We start from the raw sequence: 19,512 nt of genomic DNA on the forward strand, positions 1-19,512 counted from the left end.
CACTTTTATGGAGAGTTTGATCCTGGCTCAGGATGAACGCTGGCGGCGTGCCTAATACATGCAAGTCGAGCGAATGATGAGGAGCTTGCTCCTCTGATTTAGCGGCGGACGGGTGAGTAACACGTGGGTAATCTGCCTGTAAGACGGGGATAACTCCGGGAAACCGGGGCTAATACCGGATAATAAGAGAAGAAGCATTTCTTCTTTTTGAAAGTCGGCCTCTCGCTGACACTTACAGATGAGCCCGCGGCGCATTAGCTAGTTGGTGAGGTAACGGCTCACCAAGGCGACGATGCGTAGCCGACCTGAGAGGGTGATCGGCCACACTGGGACTGAGACACGGCCCAGACTCCTACGGGAGGCAGCAGTAGGGAATCTTCGGCAATGGGCGAAAGCCTGACCGAGCAACGCCGCGTGAGCGATGAAGGCCTTCGGGTCGTAAAGCTCTGTTGTTAGAGAAGAACAAGTACGAGAGTAACTGCTCGTACCTTGACGGTACCTAACCAGAAAGCCACGGCTAACTACGTGCCAGCAGCCGCGGTAATACGTAGGTGGCAAGCGTTATCCGGAATTATTGGGCGTAAAGCGCGCGCAGGCGGTCTCTTAAGTCTGATGTGAAAGCCCACGGCTCAACCGTGGAGGGTCATTGGAAACTGGGAGACTTGAGTGCAGGAGAGAAAAGTGGAATTCCACGTGTAGCGGTGAAATGCGTAGAGATGTGGAGGAACACCAGTGGCGAAGGCGGCTTTTTGGCCTGTAACTGACGCTGAGGCGCGAAAGCGTGGGGAGCAAACAGGATTAGATACCCTGGTAGTCCACGCCGTAAACGATGAGTGCTAGGTGTTGGGGGGTTCCACCCTCAGTGCTGAAGTTAACACATTAAGCACTCCGCCTGGGGAGTACGACCGCAAGGTTGAAACTCAAAGGAATTGACGGGGGCCCGCACAAGCAGTGGAGCATGTGGTTTAATTCGAAGCAACGCGAAGAACCTTACCAGGTCTTGACATCCTTTGACCACTCTAGAGATAGAGCTTTCCCCTTCGGGGGACAAAGTGACAGGTGGTGCATGGTTGTCGTCAGCTCGTGTCGTGAGATGTTGGGTTAAGTCCCGCAACGAGCGCAACCCTTGACCTTAGTTGCCAGCATTCAGTTGGGCACTCTAAGGTGACTGCCGGTGACAAACCGGAGGAAGGTGGGGACGACGTCAAATCATCATGCCCCTTATGACCTGGGCTACACACGTGCTACAATGGATGATACAAAGGGTTGCGAAGCCGCGAGGCCAAGCCAATCCCAAAAAGTCATTCTCAGTTCGGATTGTAGGCTGCAACTCGCCTACATGAAGCCGGAATTGCTAGTAATCGCGGATCAGCATGCCGCGGTGAATACGTTCCCGGGCCTTGTACACACCGCCCGTCACACCACGAGAGTTTGTAACACCCGAAGTCGGTGGGGTAACCCTTTTGGGAGCCAGCCGCCGAAGGTGGGACAGATGATTGGGGTGAAGTCGTAACAAGGTAGCCGTATCGGAAGGTGCGGCTGGATCACCTCCTTTCTATGGAGATTATGAAACACCTTCGAGTGTTTCGTAAGTACGCCTATTCTTCTTTTGTTCAGTTTTGAGAGAACTAACTCTCAAAACATGTTCTTTGAAAACTAGATATCGACATCCAAACAATATGCAAGGCAGATAGATTTATCTAATCTGCGCCAAGCAAGAATCTTTGATGTGCAAACATCATATAAGGTTAAGCTAGAAAGGGCGCACGGTGGATGCCTTGGCACTAGGAGCCGAAGAAGGACGGGACGAACACCGATATGCCTCGGGGAGCTGTAAGTAAGCATTGATCCGGGGATTTCCGAATGGGGGAACCCACCATCCGTAATGGGATGGTATCCATATCTGAATACATAGGGTATGAGAAGGCAGACCCGGGGAACTGAAACATCTAAGTACCCGGAGGAAGAGAAAGCAAATGCGATTTCCTGAGTAGCGGCGAGCGAAACGGAATCAGCCCAAACCAGAGAGCTTGCTCTCTGGGGTTGTAGGACACTCTATACGGAGTTACAAAGGAACGAAGTAGGTGAAGTGGTCTGGAAAGGCCAGCCGAAGAAGGTAACAGCCCTGTAGCTGAAACTTCGTTCCCTCCTGAGTGGATCCTGAGTACGGCGGGACACGTGAAACCCCGTCGGAATCCGGGAGGACCATCTCCCAAGGCTAAATACTCCCTAGTGACCGATAGTGAACCAGTACCGTGAGGGAAAGGTGAAAAGCACCCCGGAAGGGGAGTGAAACAGATCCTGAAACCGTGTGCCTACAAGTAGTCGGAGCCCATTAACGGGTGACGGCGTGCCTTTTGTAGAATGAACCGGCGAGTTACGATCCCGTGCAAGGTTAAGTTGATAAGACGGAGCCGCAGCGAAAGCGAGTCTGAATAGGGCGACATAGTACGTGGTCGTAGACCCGAAACCGTGTGATCTACCCATGTCCAGGGTGAAGTTCAGGTAACACTGAATGGAGGCCCGAACCCACGCACGTTGAAAAGTGCGGGGATGAGGTGTGGGTAGGGGTGAAATGCCAATCGAACACGGAGATAGCTGGTTCTCCCCGAAATAGCTTTAGGGCTAGCCTCGCGGCAAGATTCCTGGAGGTAGAGCACTGATTGGACTAGGGGCCCCCACAGGGTTACCGAATTCAGTCAAACTCCGAATGCCAGAGAATTATCCGCGGGAGTCAGACTGCGAGTGATAAGATCCGTAGTCAAAAGGGAAACAGCCCAGACCATCAGCTAAGGTCCCAAAGTATACGTTAAGTGGCAAAGGATGTGGAGTTGCCCAGACAACCAGGATGTTGGCTTAGAAGCAGCCACCATTTAAAGAGTGCGTAATAGCTCACTGGTCGAGTGACTCTGCGCCGAAAATGTAACGGGGCTAAACGTATCACCGAAGCTATGGCTTGTACCGTATGGTACAGGGGTAGGGGAGCGTTCGAAGTGCAGCGAAGTCAGACCGGAAGGACTGGTGGAGCGCTTTGAAGTGAGAATGCCGGTATGAGTAGCGAAAGACAAGTGAGAATCTTGTCCATCGAAAGCCTAAGGTTTCCTGAGGAAGGCTCGTCCGCTCAGGGTTAGTCGGGGCCTAAGCCGAGGCTGAAAAGCGTAGGCGATGGATAACAGGTTGATATTCCTGTACCACCTCCTTTCCGTTTGAACAATGGGGGGACGCAGTAAGGTAGGGTGAGCGCACTGATGGAATAGTGCGTCTAAGCAGTTAGGCTGTTGGGTAGGCAAATCCGCCCAACGTGAAGGCTGAGCTGTGATGGCGAGGGAAATTTTAGTACCGAAGTCCCTGATCCTACACTGCCAAGAAAAGCCTCTAGTGAGGAAAGAGGTGCCCGTACCGCAAACCGACACAGGTAGGCGAGGAGAGAATCCTAAGATGATCGGGAGAACTCTCGTTAAGGAACTCGGCAAAATGACCCCGTAACTTCGGGAGAAGGGGTGCTCTGATAGGGTTTATCGCCCGAGAGAGCCGCAGTGAATAGATCCAAGCGACTGTTTAGCAAAAACACAGGTCTCTGCGAAACCGCAAGGTGAAGTATAGGGGCTGACACCTGCCCGGTGCTGGAAGGTTAAGAGGAGGGGTTATCCCTTTTGGGAGAAGCTCTGAATTGAAGCCCCAGTAAACGGCGGCCGTAACTATAACGGTCCTAAGGTAGCGAAATTCCTTGTCGGGTAAGTTCCGACCCGCACGAAAGGTGTAACGACTTGGATACTGTCTCAACGAGAGACCCGGTGAAATTATAGTACCTGTGAAGATGCAGGTTACCCGCGACAGGACGGAAAGACCCCATGGAGCTTTACTGCAACTTGATATTGGATTTTGGTACAGCTTGTACAGGATAGGTAGGAGCCTGAGAAGCCGGAGCGCCAGCTTCGGTGGAGGCGTCGGTGGGATACTACCCTGGCTGTATTGAAATTCTAACCTTGGACCGTAATCCGGTTCGGAGACAGTGTCAGGTGGGCAGTTTGACTGGGGCGGTCGCCTCCTAAACAGTAACGGAGGCGCCCAAAGGTTCCCTCAGAATGGTTGGAAATCATTCGCAGAGTGTAAAGGCACAAGGGAGCTTGACTGCGAGACCTACAAGTCGAGCAGGGACGAAAGTCGGGCTTAGTGATCCGGTGGTTCCGCATGGAAGGGCCATCGCTCAACGGATAAAAGCTACCCTGGGGATAACAGGCTTATCTCCCCCAAGAGTCCACATCGACGGGGAGGTTTGGCACCTCGATGTCGGCTCATCGCATCCTGGGGCTGAAGTAGGTCCCAAGGGTTGGGCTGTTCGCCCATTAAAGCGGTACGCGAGCTGGGTTCAGAACGTCGTGAGACAGTTCGGTCCCTATCCGTCGCGGGCGCAGGAAATTTGAGAGGAGCTGTCCTTAGTACGAGAGGACCGGGATGGACACACCGCTGGTGTACCAGTTGTTCCGCCAGGGGCATAGCTGGGTAGCTACGTGTGGACGGGATAAGTGCTGAAAGCATCTAAGCATGAAGCCCCCCTCAAGATGAGATTTCCCATCACGCAAGTGAGTAAGACCCCTTAGAGATGATGAGGTTGATAGGTCTGGTGTGGAAGCGTGGTGACACGTGGAGCTGACAGATACTAATCGGTCGAGGGCTTATCCTTAAAAAGCATAACGTTCATACCGAACACGGAAGTTAAGCTCTTTAGCGCCGATGGTAGTTGGGGGTTTGGAAACGTCGTATCTAGTTTTGAGAGAACATACTCTCTACAATTTAGAATCATGGTGAAAGTCATGGTTAGGTCTAGTGATGATGGCAAAGAGGTCACACCCGCCCCTGTTAGAGTAGGACGTCGCTAGGCAATGAGGAAGATGGATGAGAATCCATCTTCTTTTTTTGTGTTTACAAGACTGTTTGTATAAACTTTGTTGTTTTTGAAAGGGTTGATTTCCGTTGCAGGCTGCTCGCTTTCCACGGGGCAGGCGGTGAGCCACATTCGGACGTTTCACTTTTAAGTGTCTCACCTGTCTAGTTGCAGTGGCTAGCCCCTCGAGGTCAAAAGGTGAATAGACCATGAAGGTAAAGAACACCTTCCTTGTCTATTCACCTTTTGCTTGTCGGGGCTGAACGAGCCACTTTCACATTTAGGACTGCCCGCCTGTCCCGTAGGAGTCTCGCATCTTCCACTCCAATCAACGTTCAAAGGAGAACAAGAACAAGATATTTTGAAGTCTAAATCTCAAAAAACATATAAAAGAAGAAAAAGGTGGTTTGGCGGCTGCCAAACTTCTGATAATGGGTGATGAAGGCTCGGGGTATAGAGCTTGGATCGGGCAGGGAGCGGTTGTCGAGATTTAGCGAAATGCCTTTATTTTTGATTTTTGACTTAATTGAGTCTCGTTCCGACTTAATTCATTCTTCTTACGGCTTAATTTTGTTCATTCCGACTTAATTAGCCCACGGAGATACCCAGTGTGGTATTTGCAGTACGCCGGCCAAAACACTTCACACCCACTCAAAACCCTCAAAATCGGAAGAAGATGGCCACAGCCATCTTCCGACACGCGATATTCTTCAGCAAAACCTCCAAAAATCCATCCCAAAAGCTCCTCAAGCAGCTCGATCACCCAACACCCAAACCAAAACCCCACAAAAACACCCTTGATCTACCCTCCAAAACCACAAACTCAGCTCTCCCATCAACCCAGCACCACACAATTACGAGGTAATCTTCTGTTTATACGAGGTAATCCTGAATATATCCGTAAAACTCCATCATAATTCCGTAGATAAAAATTTTTATCCGATTTTCGACAAATTTAATTCCTCTCCTTTAGTATCACTCCACACTTTAACTCCACAAAAACCACCAAAACCCTCAATTCATCCAAAAATGCAACTAATTTGCCTATCCAGCACATCAACTGGTTTTAAACCCAGTTACAGCGGGGATTATGGACCATGAAGACGCGAACTTGGTTTATTTTCATGAATTAAATGAAGACAGACACAACAAAGCCTAGAGATTCATACATTTTATAGAGTATCCAAAATAATCTGAATTAACGTATATGAATAAATTAATCTGGCAACAATGGCAATTATGGAGGTGGAAGAATGAAAGCGACACGACAGTACGGGGAAATTTGTATGGTATGTGAAGAAAAGAAAGATCGAGGGTTACACATTCTTCATCAGTTTATTTGCCAAGAATGTGAACATAAAATCCTAACTGCAAAAACCAATGACGAATATTATAAACATTATTTATCCCAACTAAGAAAATTAAAGTTAGTAAACGCGTCTTCCTAAGAAAACAGGCTATTCAACAGCCTGTTTTTTTGTTGCTGTAAATTCGTAGGATGGAAATCTGTGATAGAATAAAGATAGTAATAGAAGCAAAATACGTTTAAAAAACAAAGGATTTTTGTAATGAAACAAGCACCGCTATATGAAGCGTTAATCAATCATAGTCGTACAAATAAATGGTCATTTCATGTGCCGGGACATAAGAATGGATATATTTTTGAAGAGAGGGCTAGAGTCCATTTTCAATCTGTATTACCGTTAGATGTTACAGAGCTTTCAGGACTAGATGACCTGCATCAACCAGAAGGTGTGATATTAGAATCACAGCAGCTTTTGGCTGATCACTACAGAGTGAAGCAAAGCTTTTTTTTAGTAAATGGAAGCACTTGTGGTAATCATGCCATGATCCTTTCATCATTTAACGATGATGATATTGTACTCGTACAACGTAATTGTCATAAATCTGTTTTGAATGGATTAGAGTTGGCTGGTGTTACTCCGGTTTTTCTTCATACCGAAATGGATGAAGAGGGCGGATATCCATTAGGTGTGGATCTATACACCATCAAACAAGCGGTTGAGAATCATTCGAATGTAAAAGGGATTATACTGACTAACCCTACGTACTATGGAATGCAGCAAGATATTCAAGCAATCGCTGATTTTATTCATAGTATTGGTGGTGTTGTCTTAGTTGATGAAGCCCATGGAGCACATTTCGGATTAAAGGATATGCCGATCAGCTCGATACATAAAGGGGCAGACATGGTTGTGCAATCTGCGCATAAGACTCTACCGGCTCTAACGATGGGCGCTTATTTACATGTGAACAGCGAACGAGTAGATATTCATCGCCTAAAGCATGCTCTGCAGTTAGTACAGTCAAGCTCCCCATCCTATCTGATCATGGCTTCACTTGATCTGAGCCGACTATACCTTGAAAATTTGGGCAACGATGAGATCGATCGTATCTTGTCTCAATGTGAAGATATGAGAAAGTATATAGATTCACTTCCTCATCTCACCGTAATGAAAGCTCCAGATCGGTATGAGATTGATCCATTAAAGATTACCGTTCAGTCTGATAGGGAATTATCAGGGTATGAGCTTCAGGAGCTGTTTGAAAAAGAAGGGCTTTTTACAGAGTTAGCAGATGACCGAAATGTCTTGTTCGTATTGCCGCTCGGTCCGTTGAACGATACGAAGGATTTAAAAAAGGTCCTTAAAAAAGTAGCCGAACAACTTACTTGTTATAATGAGAGGCAACGAACAGCACAATCTCTTACACACGTTTTACAAGTGAGCAGGTTATCACTATCGTATAGAGAAATGAGAGGTTTACAAGCAAAACCTCAGTCGATGATGGATTCAGAGGGGAAGATAGCAGCAGAAGCTGTTATTCCTTATCCTCCTGGAATTCCGCTCGTCGCTAAAGGAGAACAAATTACTTCGAAACATATAGATGAGTATTCTTCCTTAAAAAAGAAAGGTGCTCGGTTTCAAGGAATAACCGAGGACCATTTGATATATGTTTTTGATCATAGGTAAGGGGCATTAATCGTGAAAGGTTTATTTATTACACTAGAAGGGCCGGACGGGTCAGGAAAAACAACACAAATTGCAAAGGTCGCTGAGTATTTACGAAGGCACGAGGTGGATTTTATCCAAACGCGTGAACCAGGCGGGACAAATATCAGCGATAAGATACGAGCTCTTGTGTTAGATCCAGAGCATAAAGAAATGCATGATCTGACAGAAGTTCTACTCTACGCGGCATCGCGAGCACAGCATGTACATGAAAAGATCATTCCGGCATTAGAAGAAGGAAAAGTTGTACTCTGTGATCGATTCGTTGATGCGTCCCTTGCCTACCAAGGGTTTGGTCTTGGTGTGGGAGAGGAACGTGTGCTGCAAGTGAATAATATTGCAACGAGTGGACTTGTACCCCACCGCAGTTATTTTGTAGATGTATCGCCGCAAGTTGGAAAAGAACGAATGAAAGCTCGCTATGGAACAGAGAATTTAGACAGAATCGAACAGAAAGACCTTTCATATCATGAACGAGTAAGAGAAGGATTTGTTCAAATCTTTTCAAGACAAGCTGATCGAATCGTTCGAATTAATGGTGAACAGAGCCCTGATGCTGTGTTTGAAGAAATCGTAAAGGATTTAGATCAACTTTTATCGAATCATAAGAAAAAGTAGAGAGGGGCATTTGCCATGAAAATGATTATAGCCGTTGTTCAAGATAAAGACAGCAACCGACTGCAAGATGCGCTTGTTGATAAAAATTACCGTGCTACAAAACTCGCGACAACAGGAGGATTTTTGAAAGCAGGGAACACAACGTTTATGATTGGTGTGGAAGATGCTCAAATCGATGATGTTATGGAGATTATTCGGGAGAACTGCAAGAGCCGTAATCAGATGGTGGCACCTGTTTCACCGATGGGAGGCAATGCAGATGCTTATGTGCCATACCCGGTTGAAGTTGAAGTAGGCGGCGCGACTGTATTTGTTCTGCCCGTTGAAAGCTTTCAGCAATTTTAAATAAATTTGAGGGGTTATTATGAAAATTGGCCAAGAGATAAGACCCATTCTGGATACGAAGCAGAACGATGGAAAGACCGGTAAAAAACCATCTCTATCATTTGGTGAAGCTGTATCCAAACAAAGTGAGAAATTACATTCCGAACAGTTAACAAGACTGTTAGGTGATATAGAGAATCAAGGCAAGAGACTGCTTCAATCACAAACGGTACGAGATCTGCAATTGTATAAGAACTTGGTTCAACGCTTCGTAAAAGAAGCCGTTGATTTCGGTATGCAGCTTAAACAGAATAAAAGCTGGAACGAGCAAGGCAGGTCGCGCACACTTAAACTCGTAAAAGAAGTAGATGAACATCTGATTCAGCTGACAGAAGCTGTTCTCAGCCAAGAGAAAGATTCGATCACTCTGCTTGATAGAATCGGAGAAATTAAAGGTTTGTTAGTTAATTTATATACGTAGTAGGTGAGTTAGGTATGGTGAGCTGGGAAGAGTGCAGCAAAACACAGCCTCGTGTTGTGAAATTATTAAAAAACAGTATACGAAAACAGCGCCTTGCTCATGCATATATTTTTGAAGGGGCTCATGGAACTGGCAAGATGGCGACTGCAACGGTTCTTGCTAAGACGTTTCTTTGCAGAAACAGTGAGGATGGAAACCCTTGTGAAAGCTGTCCGAACTGCAAGAGGATCACATCTGGTAACCACCCTGATGTACATATCATCACGCCAGATGGCCAAAACATTAAGATCGATCAGATAAGAGGACTTCAAAAAGAGTTTGCTTATAGCGGGATGGAGTCATCGAAAAAGGTATACATCATCGAGCATGCCGATAAGATGACCGTTCAGGCGGCGAACAGCCTCTTAAAGTTTTTAGAAGAGCCGGGAAACGATACAATCGCTCTTCTTTTAACAGAACAGGTTCATCGTTTGCTCGATACGATTCGTTCGAGGGCACAGACATTAACCTTCTCACCCCTTCCCCCGCAAGGGATATTAGAAAAATTACTACAAGACGATATACCGAAACCAGTAGCTATGTTAGCGTCTTCTTTGACATCAGATTATGCGGAAGCACTCGAAATTTGTAGGGAAGAGTGGTTTGCACAAGCAAGAGCCAAAGTGATACAATTAACGGAGGACTTGAGGCTCCGGCCTGATTACTGTCTTGTTGTACTGCAAGATCAGTATTTAAGTTTTTTTAAAGAAAAAGATCAGTTACGATTAGCATTAAACTTACTTTTGATCTGGTATCGAGATCTTTTATCTATACATTTATCAAACTCGGAAAACGTTGTGTTTTTCGATCAGCTTCAAGCATTAGAGCAGCAGGCTCTTCACACTTCGCAAAAAAAGACGGGTGAAGCCCTGCAAGCGATACTGACTGCTCAAGCTAGACTTAGGAGCAACGTCAGCCCCTTGATGGTGATGGAGCAGTTGGTTTTACGATTACGGGAGGGATAAAACCTTGTATGAGGTAGTGGGAATCCGCTTTAAAAAAGCGGGTAAAGTATATTATTTCGACCCCGGCGACCTTGAAGTGAAAAAAGACGCGTTCGTCATTGTGGAAACAGCGCGTGGAATAGAATATGGCAAGGTAGTTATCGATAAGAAACTAGTCGGGGAGAATGATGTTGTTCTTCCTTTAAAAAAGGTCGTTCGGCTCGCGACACAGAAAGACATTTTGTCTGTAGAAGAAAATAAAGCAGCCGCTAAGGAAGCGTTTCAAAGTTGTGAGGAAAAAATCATCGAACATAAGCTGGACATGAAGCTTGTCGATGTCGAATATACGTTTGATCGAAACAAGATTATCTTTTATTTCACAGCAGACGGAAGAATCGATTTCCGGGAGTTGGTCAAAGACCTGGCTTCAATCTTCCGTACTAGAATCGAACTCAGGCAGATCGGTGTCAGGGATGAAGCAAAGATGCTGGGCGGAATTGGTCCGTGTGGACGAATGCTCTGCTGTTCAACATTCCTTGGAGATTTTGAGCCAGTCTCAATCAAGATGGCAAAAGATCAGAACCTTTCTTTAAATCCTGCGAAAATTTCAGGACTTTGCGGCCGTTTGATGTGTTGTTTGAAGTATGAGAACGACTATTATGAAGAAGCTAAAGAAGAAATGCCTGATGTTGGTGAAGAGATTATGACCCCTCATGGTGTTGGTCGCGTTGTCGGCTTGAACTTGCTAGAGAAGGTCATCCAAGTAAACATTCCAGCTATGGAAAGAACGACAGAGTTTACTTTGGACGAGCTCGCTGGTAAGAGAGAGGAATTATTCAGTCAGGCCACAGAGTAAAAAGAGGTGGAATTCGTGGAAAAGAAAACAATATTTTCCCGCGTAGTACAGATGGAAGAGCAAATCACGGTGCTGTCAAAGCAACTGGAAGATTTCAAGACTCATTTGGCTGCACTAATTGAAGAAAACCACCATCTCGTGATGGAAAATGAAAATCTGCGAAACAAGCTGAATGCCGATCAAAAGCGGAGTTCTGTTAAAAAGTCTGTAGCCTCTAAAGTCAAGAAAGAACCAACCGATATCGGTGAAGGTTATGATAACCTGGCGCGTCTCTACCAAGAAGGATTCCACATCTGCAACCTTCATTACGGCAGTGTACGTTCAGAGGGAGATTGTTTGTTTTGTCTTTCATTTTTAAATAAGAAATAAACGCCTTTCCAAATGGGAAGGCTTCTTTTTATATGGCAGTGTTTGTGCGGTAAGCGGCGAGTCCCTGAAAGATAAACATATATACAGGGGTATTCGAGAGGGAGTAGCTTGCGGAATTTGTCGACGATTGTAGACTCGTGGATAAACAGCAAAAACTTTTGGATTGAGAGCCAAATCTCGTGGATAAACGGCCGAAACTTCTGGATTGGGCCAAAAACTTCTGGATTGAACGAGCTGAATACCCACCTAAGTATACTAATATGACCAGTTTCGGGTTCCGAAACTGCCCCATATAATCAATCAAACCAATAAAAACTCAACCTATTATATAGAAGAAAGAGAGGGAAGACTGTGAGTGATCTAATGCAAGATGAACGGATTGATTTTTTAGTACATGAAGATTTAAAAATCATACAAAGTCCCTCTGTTTTTTCTTTTTCACTAGATGCTGTGTTATTAAGCCGTTTCGCGTGGGTTCCGATTCAAAAGGGTAAGATCATTGATCTCTGCAGCGGTAATGGTGCTGTCGCTCTTTTGTTAAGCAAGCGGTCAAAAGCAAAGATTACGGGAGTAGAGATTCAGGAAAGATTGCACAGTATGGCAACGAGGAGTGTAGCGTTAAATCATCTAGAAGAACAGGTTCAGATGGACTTAGCAGATATAAAAGACGCTCCCTCTGTATATGGCTATGGTTCGTTCGATGCTCTCACTTGTAATCCACCGTACTTTGCATCTGTACATGAAGAAGATTTTAACCAGAACGAACACCTTGCTATCGCGCGTCACGAAATTCACTGTTCGTTGGAAGATGTTATCCGTGTGAGCAGTCAGCTTGTGAAACAAGGCGGCAAAGTCGCAATGGTCCATCGGCCGAACAGGCTTATGGAGATTTTAGCTTATATGAGAGAGTATAAACTTGAGCCGAAAAAACTGCAGCTGATCTATCCGAAAGCAGGAAGTGAAGCGAACATGCTTTTAATAGAAGGAATGAAGAACGGTAAACCGGATCTGCACATTCTGCCTCCTGTTACAGTGTATGGGGAAGATGGTCAATACACGGAACAGTTAAAAAGGATGTTCTATGGCGAAGATGGAAAATAATACGCACTTTTTATATATCCTCGAATGTAAGGACGGAAGTTATTATACCGGGTATACGAATGATTTAGAAAAGCGGTTTAAAAAGCATGAAGAAGGAAAAGGCGCCAAGTATACGAGGGGAAGAGGACCTTTAAAGCTTGTCTTTCAACAGGCTTTTCCTACCAAACAAGAAGCGATGCGTATGGAGTTTGCTGTAAAAAAGCTAAACCGTGCTCAAAAAGAAAGAATGATAAAAGAGGGAAGTGTTTCGTATGTGGCAGCAAAAGAGCTACAGCAGTGATACAGACAGCGGCATGCTGTACTTAGTTCCAACACCGATCGGCAACTTGGAAGATATGACATATCGCGCGATTCGTATTCTTAAAGAATCCGATGTGATCGCGGCGGAAGATACAAGACAAACAAAAAAACTATGCAACCACTTTGAAATCAACACACCTCTAACAAGTTATCATGATCATAACAAACAGCAGAGTGGCAAGAAGCTTTTAGAAGAATTAAAAGAAGGAAAACAGGTTGCGCTTGTTACAGATGCGGGAATGCCGGGTGTTTCAGATCCGGGGTATGAATTAGTCGTTCAGTGCGTAGAAGAAAAGATACCCGTTATCCCGTTGCCAGGCGCGAACGCGGCCCTGCCTGCCCTTGTGGCATCAGGACTCAATACCGAATTGTTTACCTTTTATGGTTTTTTACCACGTGGAAAAAAAGAAAAAAAGCGGGAACTTGAAAATCTGAAACGATTTCCATCCACGCTTATATTCTACGAAGCACCACACCGACTCAAAGAAACACTTCAAGCCATGAGCGGCGTACTAGAAAATCGAAACATCGCTGTCGTACGTGAACTCACCAAAAAATACGAAGAGATCACTCGCGGAACCTTACAAGAAGTATCAGAGTTCTTCAGCCAAGGAGACACAGAAATCCGCGGGGAGTTCTGTTTAGTAGTAGAAGGTAATGGAAATAAAGAATTCGAGGCAGAAGAACAAGAACAATGGTGGGAACCTTTATCAGTAAAAGATCACGTAGAGCATTACGTAGAAAAAGGCGAAAAACCAAAAGAAGCCATAAAATTAGCAGCAGTAGACCGAAACGTACCAAAGCGGGAAGTCTACCAAGAATATCATGAGTTGTAGGCTATAGTTCTCTGACAAAAGGTAATAAAGGTCCGGAGCTTACAATAGCAATCACACCTTAAAGCCCTTATCTTTTTAAGAATTCTTTTCTTCTTTGAATAGTTGATTGAAGTGTAAGGTGCGAGATTCCTGGGGGATTAGCGGGACAGGTGAGACACTTAGCCGTGTGAAGAAGCACGAAGTGGCTCACCGCACGCGCCACGGAAAGCGAAGCACCTGAAACGGAAATCAACCACTTCCAAAAGCACCGAAGAATAACTTAAACAAAGGAAAAGAGCCTTCTAAAGCGAAGGCTCTTGTTTATTAGGCTTATTTTGATGTTTGAAGTTGCTTTTGAAGTTCTTCCATTACCTCTTTAGCACCTTCACGGCTAAGGATGATCTTTCCGCCTGCAACTGTGTAGTTATCATCAGAAACTTCACCAGTTACTGCACAAGTCATGTTTGGCTTGTATTTCTTAAGGATGATACGGTCATCATCAACGTAAATTTCTAAAGCATCTTTCTCTGCAATTCCTAAAGTACGGCGTAATTCGATTGGAATAACGACACGTCCTAGTTCGTCCACCTTACGTACAATTCCTGTAGATTTCATAATAAAATCTCTCCTCTCAAATATATAAAAAGATTTCCCTATCTATTAAAATCGTCAGAATTCGACAAAATCCTACGAGAACATCTTACCAAGATTTCCAATTGTCGTCAATAGTTTTGACTTAAACATTTTATAGTCTTTTACCATTGAATTTACTAGACTATACCCATATTATAATACTTCCAAAACCCTGAATTGGAAGAAATATTCATATATTGTCATAAAAAATTCAAGAATGTGTAAAAGATGAAAATTTTTAACTGGAAATATTGCTAAAATAATACGTCAAATTTCGACAAAACTAACAACGAAAAAATACTATCCAATTTTCCTTTTCATCCATCGGCTAGTATGCCTTGACACGCTTTCCATGCATTAGGTATATTTTGAAGGAAGAAAAGAGAATAATGAAAGTATTTACATAGAAATCTTTCGCTTACTTTTTTACTTTTATGTCCTAATGCAAACAGTTTCTTATAATATTGTAAAAAGATACATTTCCCGTTACAGTTAGATTTTTCCTAACAGAAACACAAATAGCCCCTGAATGGAGGGGCTTTTTTTCCACTATTGAAAAGTTTAGCTTGTACGATGTTTTTAAACGTTGCACAAGTTTAAATAGTATAAGCGCAACTAAGGCTGACGCGAAAGATTGGCGTCAGCCAAGTTTTCTTTTACTATAAGGTTATTATTTTGAGGAGGCGGCTAGAATGGCGAAACCAACATTCTATATTACAACACCTATTTATTACCCAAGTGGCAAACTTCATATCGGTCATGCTTATACAACAACAGCTGGAGATGCGATGGCTCGATACAAGCGTCTTAAAGGTTTTGATGTTATGTATCTAACAGGAACGGATGAGCATGGTGAGAAGATCCAAAAGAAAGCAAACGAACAAGGCCTTCATCCTCTTAAATACGTAGACGGTATCGTTGATGATATTAAGGCGCTATGGAAAAAGATGGACATCTCTTATGATGATTACATCCGTACAACAGAGGAAAGACATAAGAAATCTGTCGAAAAGATTTTTCAACAGCTTCTTGATCAAGATGACATCTATTTAAGTGAATATGAAGGTTGGTATTGTACGGATTGTGAATCGTTCTTTACAGAGCGTCAGCTTGAAGATGGAAAGTGTCCAGATTGTGGCCGTGAAGTGAAGAAAGTTAAAGAAGAAAGTTACTTCTTCCGCATGAGTAAATATGCAGATCGCTTATTAGCTTATTATGAAGAAAATCCTTCATTCATCTTCCCAGAGTCACGAAAGCGTGAGATGATCAACAACTTTATCAAGCCTGGTCTAGAAGATCTGGCTGTATCACGTACTTCTTTCGATTGGGGAGTAAAAGTGCCAGGTAATCCGAAGCATGTGATCTACGTATGGATCGATGCATTGTCTAACTATATTACGGCACTAGGATATGGCAGTGAGAACGAAGAGAAATTCAAACAATATTGGCCGGCTGATGTTCACTTGATGAGTAAAGAGATCGTTCGTTTCCACACGATCTATTGGCCGATCATGTTGATGGCGCTGGACCTGCCTTTACCGAAACAAGTTATTGCACACGGATGGCTCTTAATGAAAGATGGCAAGATGTCTAAGTCCAAAGGAAACGTAGTGGATCCTAACGTTCTGATCGATCGCTATGGATTAGATCCGCTTCGATACTACTTGCTACGTGAAGTTCCGTTTGGTTCAGATGGTGTGTTTACTCCAGAAAGCTTTGTAGATAGATTAAATGCTGATCTTGCAAACGATCTTGGGAACTTGCTGAACCGTACGATTGCGATGATCGGTAAATACTTCGATGGAGAGATCCCTTCATATGAAGGAAAAGTAACTGAGTTTGACGGGACACTTCAAGAATTCGCATTAGAAACAGTAAGAAAAACAGAAGAAGCTATGGAAAAACTAGAGTTCTCCATCGCGCTTTCAACGATCTGGCAGTTAGTCAGCCGTACGAACAAATATATTGATGAGACTCAGCCGTGGGTGCTGGCGAAAGACGAAGCAAAAAAAGGTGAGCTCGGAAGCGTTATGTATCATTTAGCAGAGTCGATCCGCATTGTGTCTGTATTGATCCAGCCATTCATGACAGAAACCCCAGCGAAGATCTGGAGTCAGTTAGGTCTTGCTGACAAGAGTCTTACAGAATGGGATTCATTAAAAGAGTTCGGTGCGATCCCTGCGAAAACGAAGGTTGAAAAAGGTGACCCAATCTTCCCTCGTTTAGAGACAGAGGTAGAAGTAGAATTTATTAAAAATTCTATGGGCGGCTCTTCGGCTCCTGTAGCAGAAGAACCGAAGAAAGAAGAAGTGCCGGCTAGTGACGAGAAACCAGAAATTACAATCGATGATTTCATGAAAGTGGACCTTCGAGTAGCCACTGTTCTTGAAGCAGAACCTGTAAAGAAAGCAGATAAACTCTTAAAGCTTCAGTTGGACTTAGGCTATGAAAAACGCCAAGTCGTATCTGGTATTGCGCAATATTACAAACCAGAAGACCTTGTCGGTCAAAAAGTGATCTGCGTAACAAACTTGAAACCAGTTAAATTACGCGGTGAACTTTCACAAGGAATGATTCTAGCTGGATCTTCCGATGGCCAGTTAACTTTAGCTACCGTTGACCCGTCACTTCCGAATGGCTCAAAAGTAAAATAAACACAAAAAGCGGGGAGCATTTCCCCGCTTTTTTGTCATTTTTAGTTCATTTGGCAGTGATTCCCTGTAATTTCACCCTTGAAAATAGGTCTTTTAACCTACGTTGTAACTAACTTGTAATGCTACTGTTACCCGAATGAATGGAAAATGTGATAAGATTTGTAAAGTTGAAAGGATGTACACTATGTTTGACACACATGCACATTTAAATGCAACACAGTTTGAAGAAGATCGCGAAGAAGTGATTCAGCGGGCGTTAGATGAAGGTGTAACACATATTGTTGTTGTTGGTTTTGATCGTGAAACGATTAAAGGTGCCATGCAGCTGGCAGAGCAATACGACTTTATCTATGCTTGTGTAGGTTGGCATCCAGTGGATGCGATCGACATGACGGATGAAGATCTGGATTGGATCGAGGAACTAGCGGCACACCCAAAAGTTGTTGCCCTTGGCGAGATGGGACTCGATTATCATTGGGACAAGTCGCCTGCCGATGTTCAGAAAGAAGTTTTCCGACGCCAGATTCGACTTGCTAAAAAGGTAAAGCTTCCGATCGTTATTCATAACCGTGAAGCAACGCAAGATGTTGTAGACATATTGAAAGAGGAAGAAGCCCATGAGGTTGGCGGTATCATGCACTGCTATAGCGGGAGTATCGAAGTTGCACGTCAATGTATGGAAATGAATTTTTACATAAGTTTTGGTGGACCAGTAACGTTCAAGAATGCAAAAAAGGTTAAGGAAGTCGCTGCTGAAATTCCGTTGGACCGGCTCTTGATTGAAACAGATTGTCCATATTTAAGTCCTCATCCGTTAAGAGGAAAAAGAAATGAACCATCTTATGTAAAGTATGTTGCAGAAACACTTTCTGAATTAAAAGATCTTCCACTTGAAGACATCATAGAGAAAACATCCGACAACGCGTTCCGAATTTTTAACATGAACCGATAGGGAATGTTGTCGGAAACTATCAAAGCATAAGAAATATCGCGTTAATCTTTCAAGAATTGACAAAAGAGAAAGGAAATTTGTCAAACGGTTTTCCTTTCTTTTTTTCTTCTTTTCCGCTCATAATGGCCTTGGGTCAATTCATGGCGAAAAGGAGGGTGATTTGACAGAGAGAAAAAAGATATTTATAATGCAGTCCTTGTAGGGGAGGAAATTGAATGAATAGGAATATTACAGCTTTGTTCTCACGTTTCACAAAGAAGAAAGTCTATCTTTCCATCGTTGCTCTTTTCGTTTTAGCCGTAACTTGTGGGTTCGTAGGTTATGAAACTACGAAAGCTAATGTAACGCTAATCCAAGACGGAAAGAAAACAGAAGTGAACACGCATGCTAACACAGTTAGAGAGCTATTAAGCGAACAAAACATAAAGATAAATCAACATGATTCAGTTAAACCAGGTCTTGATGCCAAGGTAACTGACAACATGAAGATCGATTATTTACAAGCAAAAGAAATCAACCTTACCGCGAACGGCAAGGAAAAAACGATATGGACGACAGCGAAGACTGTTGAACAATTCGTCCAAGAACAGCAGCTAACGTTAAAAGAGCATGATTCTATTAAGCCAAATCTGACTGCTGATATTAAGGATCAAGGTAAGATCCAGATCGAATCAGCATTCCCGGTTAAGCTTGTTGTAGGCGGAAAAGCTCAGCAAGTTTGGACCACTTCGACTACCGTCGCTGACCTTTTGAAGCAACAAAAGGTATCTTTAGGTGAAATTGATCGAGTATCACCTGCTAAGTCAGATAAAATTACTGGCAAAACACAGGTTGAAGTCATCCGAGTAGAAAAGGTCACCGATGTAGTGGAAGAAGAAACACCGTTTGCTGTTGTTAACCGTAAAGACAGCGGATTAACAAAAGGTAAAGAGCGTGTCGTGCAAGATGGAACAAAAGGTAAACGTGAAAAGCGCTTTGAAGTGGTTATGGAAAATGGGAAAGAGGTTTCCAGAAAACTGATCAGCGAAAAAACGTTATCAGATAGCTCAGATAAAATTGTTGCTGTTGGAACTAAAGCAAAGCCACAGCCAAAACCTCAGCCTGTTGTATCTCGTAGCCAATCTGCTTCAAGCAGCTCTGGCGGTCGAGAAATAACGGTAACAAGTACAGCTTATACAGCTAATTGTGATGGTTGCTCAGGGATTACGGCTACTGGGTTTAACTTAAAGTCAAATCCAAATGCGAAAGTTATCGCAGTCGATCCTAGTGTGATTCCACTTGGCTCTAAAGTGTATGTTGAAGGATATGGATATGCCATTGCTTCAGATACTGGGGGAGCAATTAAAGGTAATAAGATTGACGTATTCTTTTCTTCACAGTCACAAGCAGTGTCTTGGGGAAGAAAATCAGTTAAAATTCGCATCATTAATTAATATTAAGAGCATGGGGAAAAAATCCCTGTGCTTTTTTTGTGCGCGGGGACAACGAGATCGCAAAACGATTCTCATT

General features: G+C 43.8%; 15 protein-coding genes and 2 rRNA genes. 16 read left to right on the forward strand and 1 reads right to left on the reverse strand.

The window, feature by feature from the left end; translation table 11 throughout:
- Positions 1-4: 4 nt before the first annotated feature.
- The 13 genes from ACNJYY_RS00160 to rsmI all read left to right on the forward strand — a co-directional run bounded on the left by ACNJYY_RS00160 (position 5) and on the right by rsmI (position 13,785).
- Positions 5-1,555: ribosomal RNA gene (locus tag ACNJYY_RS00160) — 16S ribosomal RNA — on the forward strand.
- 191 nt (positions 1,556-1,746) lie between these two features.
- Positions 1,747-4,684 (forward strand): 23S ribosomal RNA (locus ACNJYY_RS00165).
- The 16S and 23S rRNA genes sit together here, the layout of an rRNA operon.
- A 1,454-nt stretch (positions 4,685-6,138) precedes the next feature.
- On the forward strand, positions 6,139-6,333 hold the full coding sequence (locus ACNJYY_RS00170; RefSeq protein ID WP_066390463.1) for a sigma factor G inhibitor Gin: 195 nt from the start codon (positions 6,139-6,141) through the stop codon (positions 6,331-6,333).
- A 120-nt stretch (positions 6,334-6,453) separates the two neighbouring features.
- Positions 6,454-7,878 (forward strand): aminotransferase class I/II-fold pyridoxal phosphate-dependent enzyme, encoded by a 1,425-nt coding sequence (locus ACNJYY_RS00175; protein WP_416730134.1) that lies wholly within the window; start codon positions 6,454-6,456, stop codon positions 7,876-7,878.
- Positions 7,879-7,890: 12 nt separating this feature from the next.
- The gene (gene tmk, locus ACNJYY_RS00180) at positions 7,891-8,535 is read left to right on the forward strand and encodes a dTMP kinase (RefSeq protein WP_416730135.1); all 645 of its coding nucleotides are present in this window, start codon (positions 7,891-7,893) and stop codon (positions 8,533-8,535) included.
- A 15-nt stretch (positions 8,536-8,550) separates the two neighbouring features.
- The gene (locus ACNJYY_RS00185; protein WP_066390471.1) at positions 8,551-8,880 is read left to right on the forward strand and encodes a cyclic-di-AMP receptor; all 330 of its coding nucleotides are present in this window, start codon (positions 8,551-8,553) and stop codon (positions 8,878-8,880) included.
- A 19-nt stretch (positions 8,881-8,899) separates the two neighbouring features.
- Positions 8,900-9,340: a YaaR family protein gene (locus ACNJYY_RS00190; RefSeq protein ID WP_416730136.1), complete on the forward strand. Its 441-nt coding sequence runs from the start codon at positions 8,900-8,902 to the stop codon at positions 9,338-9,340.
- Positions 9,341-9,354: 14 nt separating this feature from the next.
- Entirely contained in the window at positions 9,355-10,344 is a 990-nt protein-coding gene (gene holB, locus ACNJYY_RS00195; RefSeq protein ID WP_416730137.1) for a DNA polymerase III subunit delta', read from the forward strand.
- A 4-nt stretch (positions 10,345-10,348) separates the two neighbouring features.
- Positions 10,349-11,179, forward strand: coding sequence for a PSP1 domain-containing protein (locus ACNJYY_RS00200; protein ID WP_144704786.1), 831 nt, complete (start codon positions 10,349-10,351; stop codon positions 11,177-11,179).
- A gap of 15 nt (positions 11,180-11,194) precedes the next feature.
- Positions 11,195-11,548 (forward strand): DNA replication initiation control protein YabA, encoded by a 354-nt coding sequence (gene yabA / locus ACNJYY_RS00205; protein ID WP_416730138.1) that lies wholly within the window; start codon positions 11,195-11,197, stop codon positions 11,546-11,548.
- A gap of 351 nt (positions 11,549-11,899) precedes the next feature.
- On the forward strand, positions 11,900-12,649 hold the full coding sequence (locus ACNJYY_RS00210; RefSeq protein WP_416730139.1) for a tRNA1(Val) (adenine(37)-N6)-methyltransferase: 750 nt from the start codon (positions 11,900-11,902) through the stop codon (positions 12,647-12,649).
- On the forward strand, positions 12,639-12,929 hold the full coding sequence (locus tag ACNJYY_RS00215; protein ID WP_191755374.1) for a GIY-YIG nuclease family protein: 291 nt from the start codon (positions 12,639-12,641) through the stop codon (positions 12,927-12,929). Before ACNJYY_RS00210 ends, ACNJYY_RS00215 begins: the two co-directional genes overlap by 11 nt.
- Positions 12,901-13,785, forward strand: coding sequence for a 16S rRNA (cytidine(1402)-2'-O)-methyltransferase (gene rsmI / locus ACNJYY_RS00220; protein WP_416730140.1), 885 nt, complete (start codon positions 12,901-12,903; stop codon positions 13,783-13,785). The genes ACNJYY_RS00215 and rsmI overlap by 29 nt, the downstream gene beginning before the upstream one ends.
- A 309-nt stretch (positions 13,786-14,094) precedes the next feature.
- Here the strand turns inward: rsmI and ACNJYY_RS00225 are convergent, their stop codons facing one another.
- Positions 14,095-14,379: an AbrB/MazE/SpoVT family DNA-binding domain-containing protein gene (locus ACNJYY_RS00225; RefSeq protein ID WP_066238107.1), complete on the reverse strand. Its 285-nt coding sequence runs from the start codon at positions 14,377-14,379 to the stop codon at positions 14,095-14,097.
- Positions 14,380-15,089: 710 nt separating this feature from the next.
- On the opposite strand from ACNJYY_RS00225, the gene metG reads away from it, so the two are divergent.
- The 3 genes from metG to ACNJYY_RS00240 all read left to right on the forward strand — a co-directional run bounded on the left by metG (position 15,090) and on the right by ACNJYY_RS00240 (position 19,436).
- Complete coding sequence (metG, locus tag ACNJYY_RS00230) at positions 15,090-17,051, forward strand: methionine--tRNA ligase (protein ID WP_416730141.1); 1,962 nt, start codon at positions 15,090-15,092, stop codon at positions 17,049-17,051.
- A 184-nt stretch (positions 17,052-17,235) separates the two neighbouring features.
- Positions 17,236-18,003, forward strand: coding sequence for a TatD family hydrolase (locus tag ACNJYY_RS00235; RefSeq protein ID WP_191755347.1), 768 nt, complete (start codon positions 17,236-17,238; stop codon positions 18,001-18,003).
- A 215-nt stretch (positions 18,004-18,218) separates the two neighbouring features.
- The gene (locus ACNJYY_RS00240) at positions 18,219-19,436 is read left to right on the forward strand and encodes a ubiquitin-like domain-containing protein (protein ID WP_416730142.1); all 1,218 of its coding nucleotides are present in this window, start codon (positions 18,219-18,221) and stop codon (positions 19,434-19,436) included.
- Positions 19,437-19,512: the final 76 nt, after the last annotated feature.

It is taken from the genome of Fictibacillus tiangongensis (assembly GCF_048083785.1).
Lineage (GTDB): Bacteria > Bacillota > Bacilli > Bacillales > Fictibacillaceae > Fictibacillus.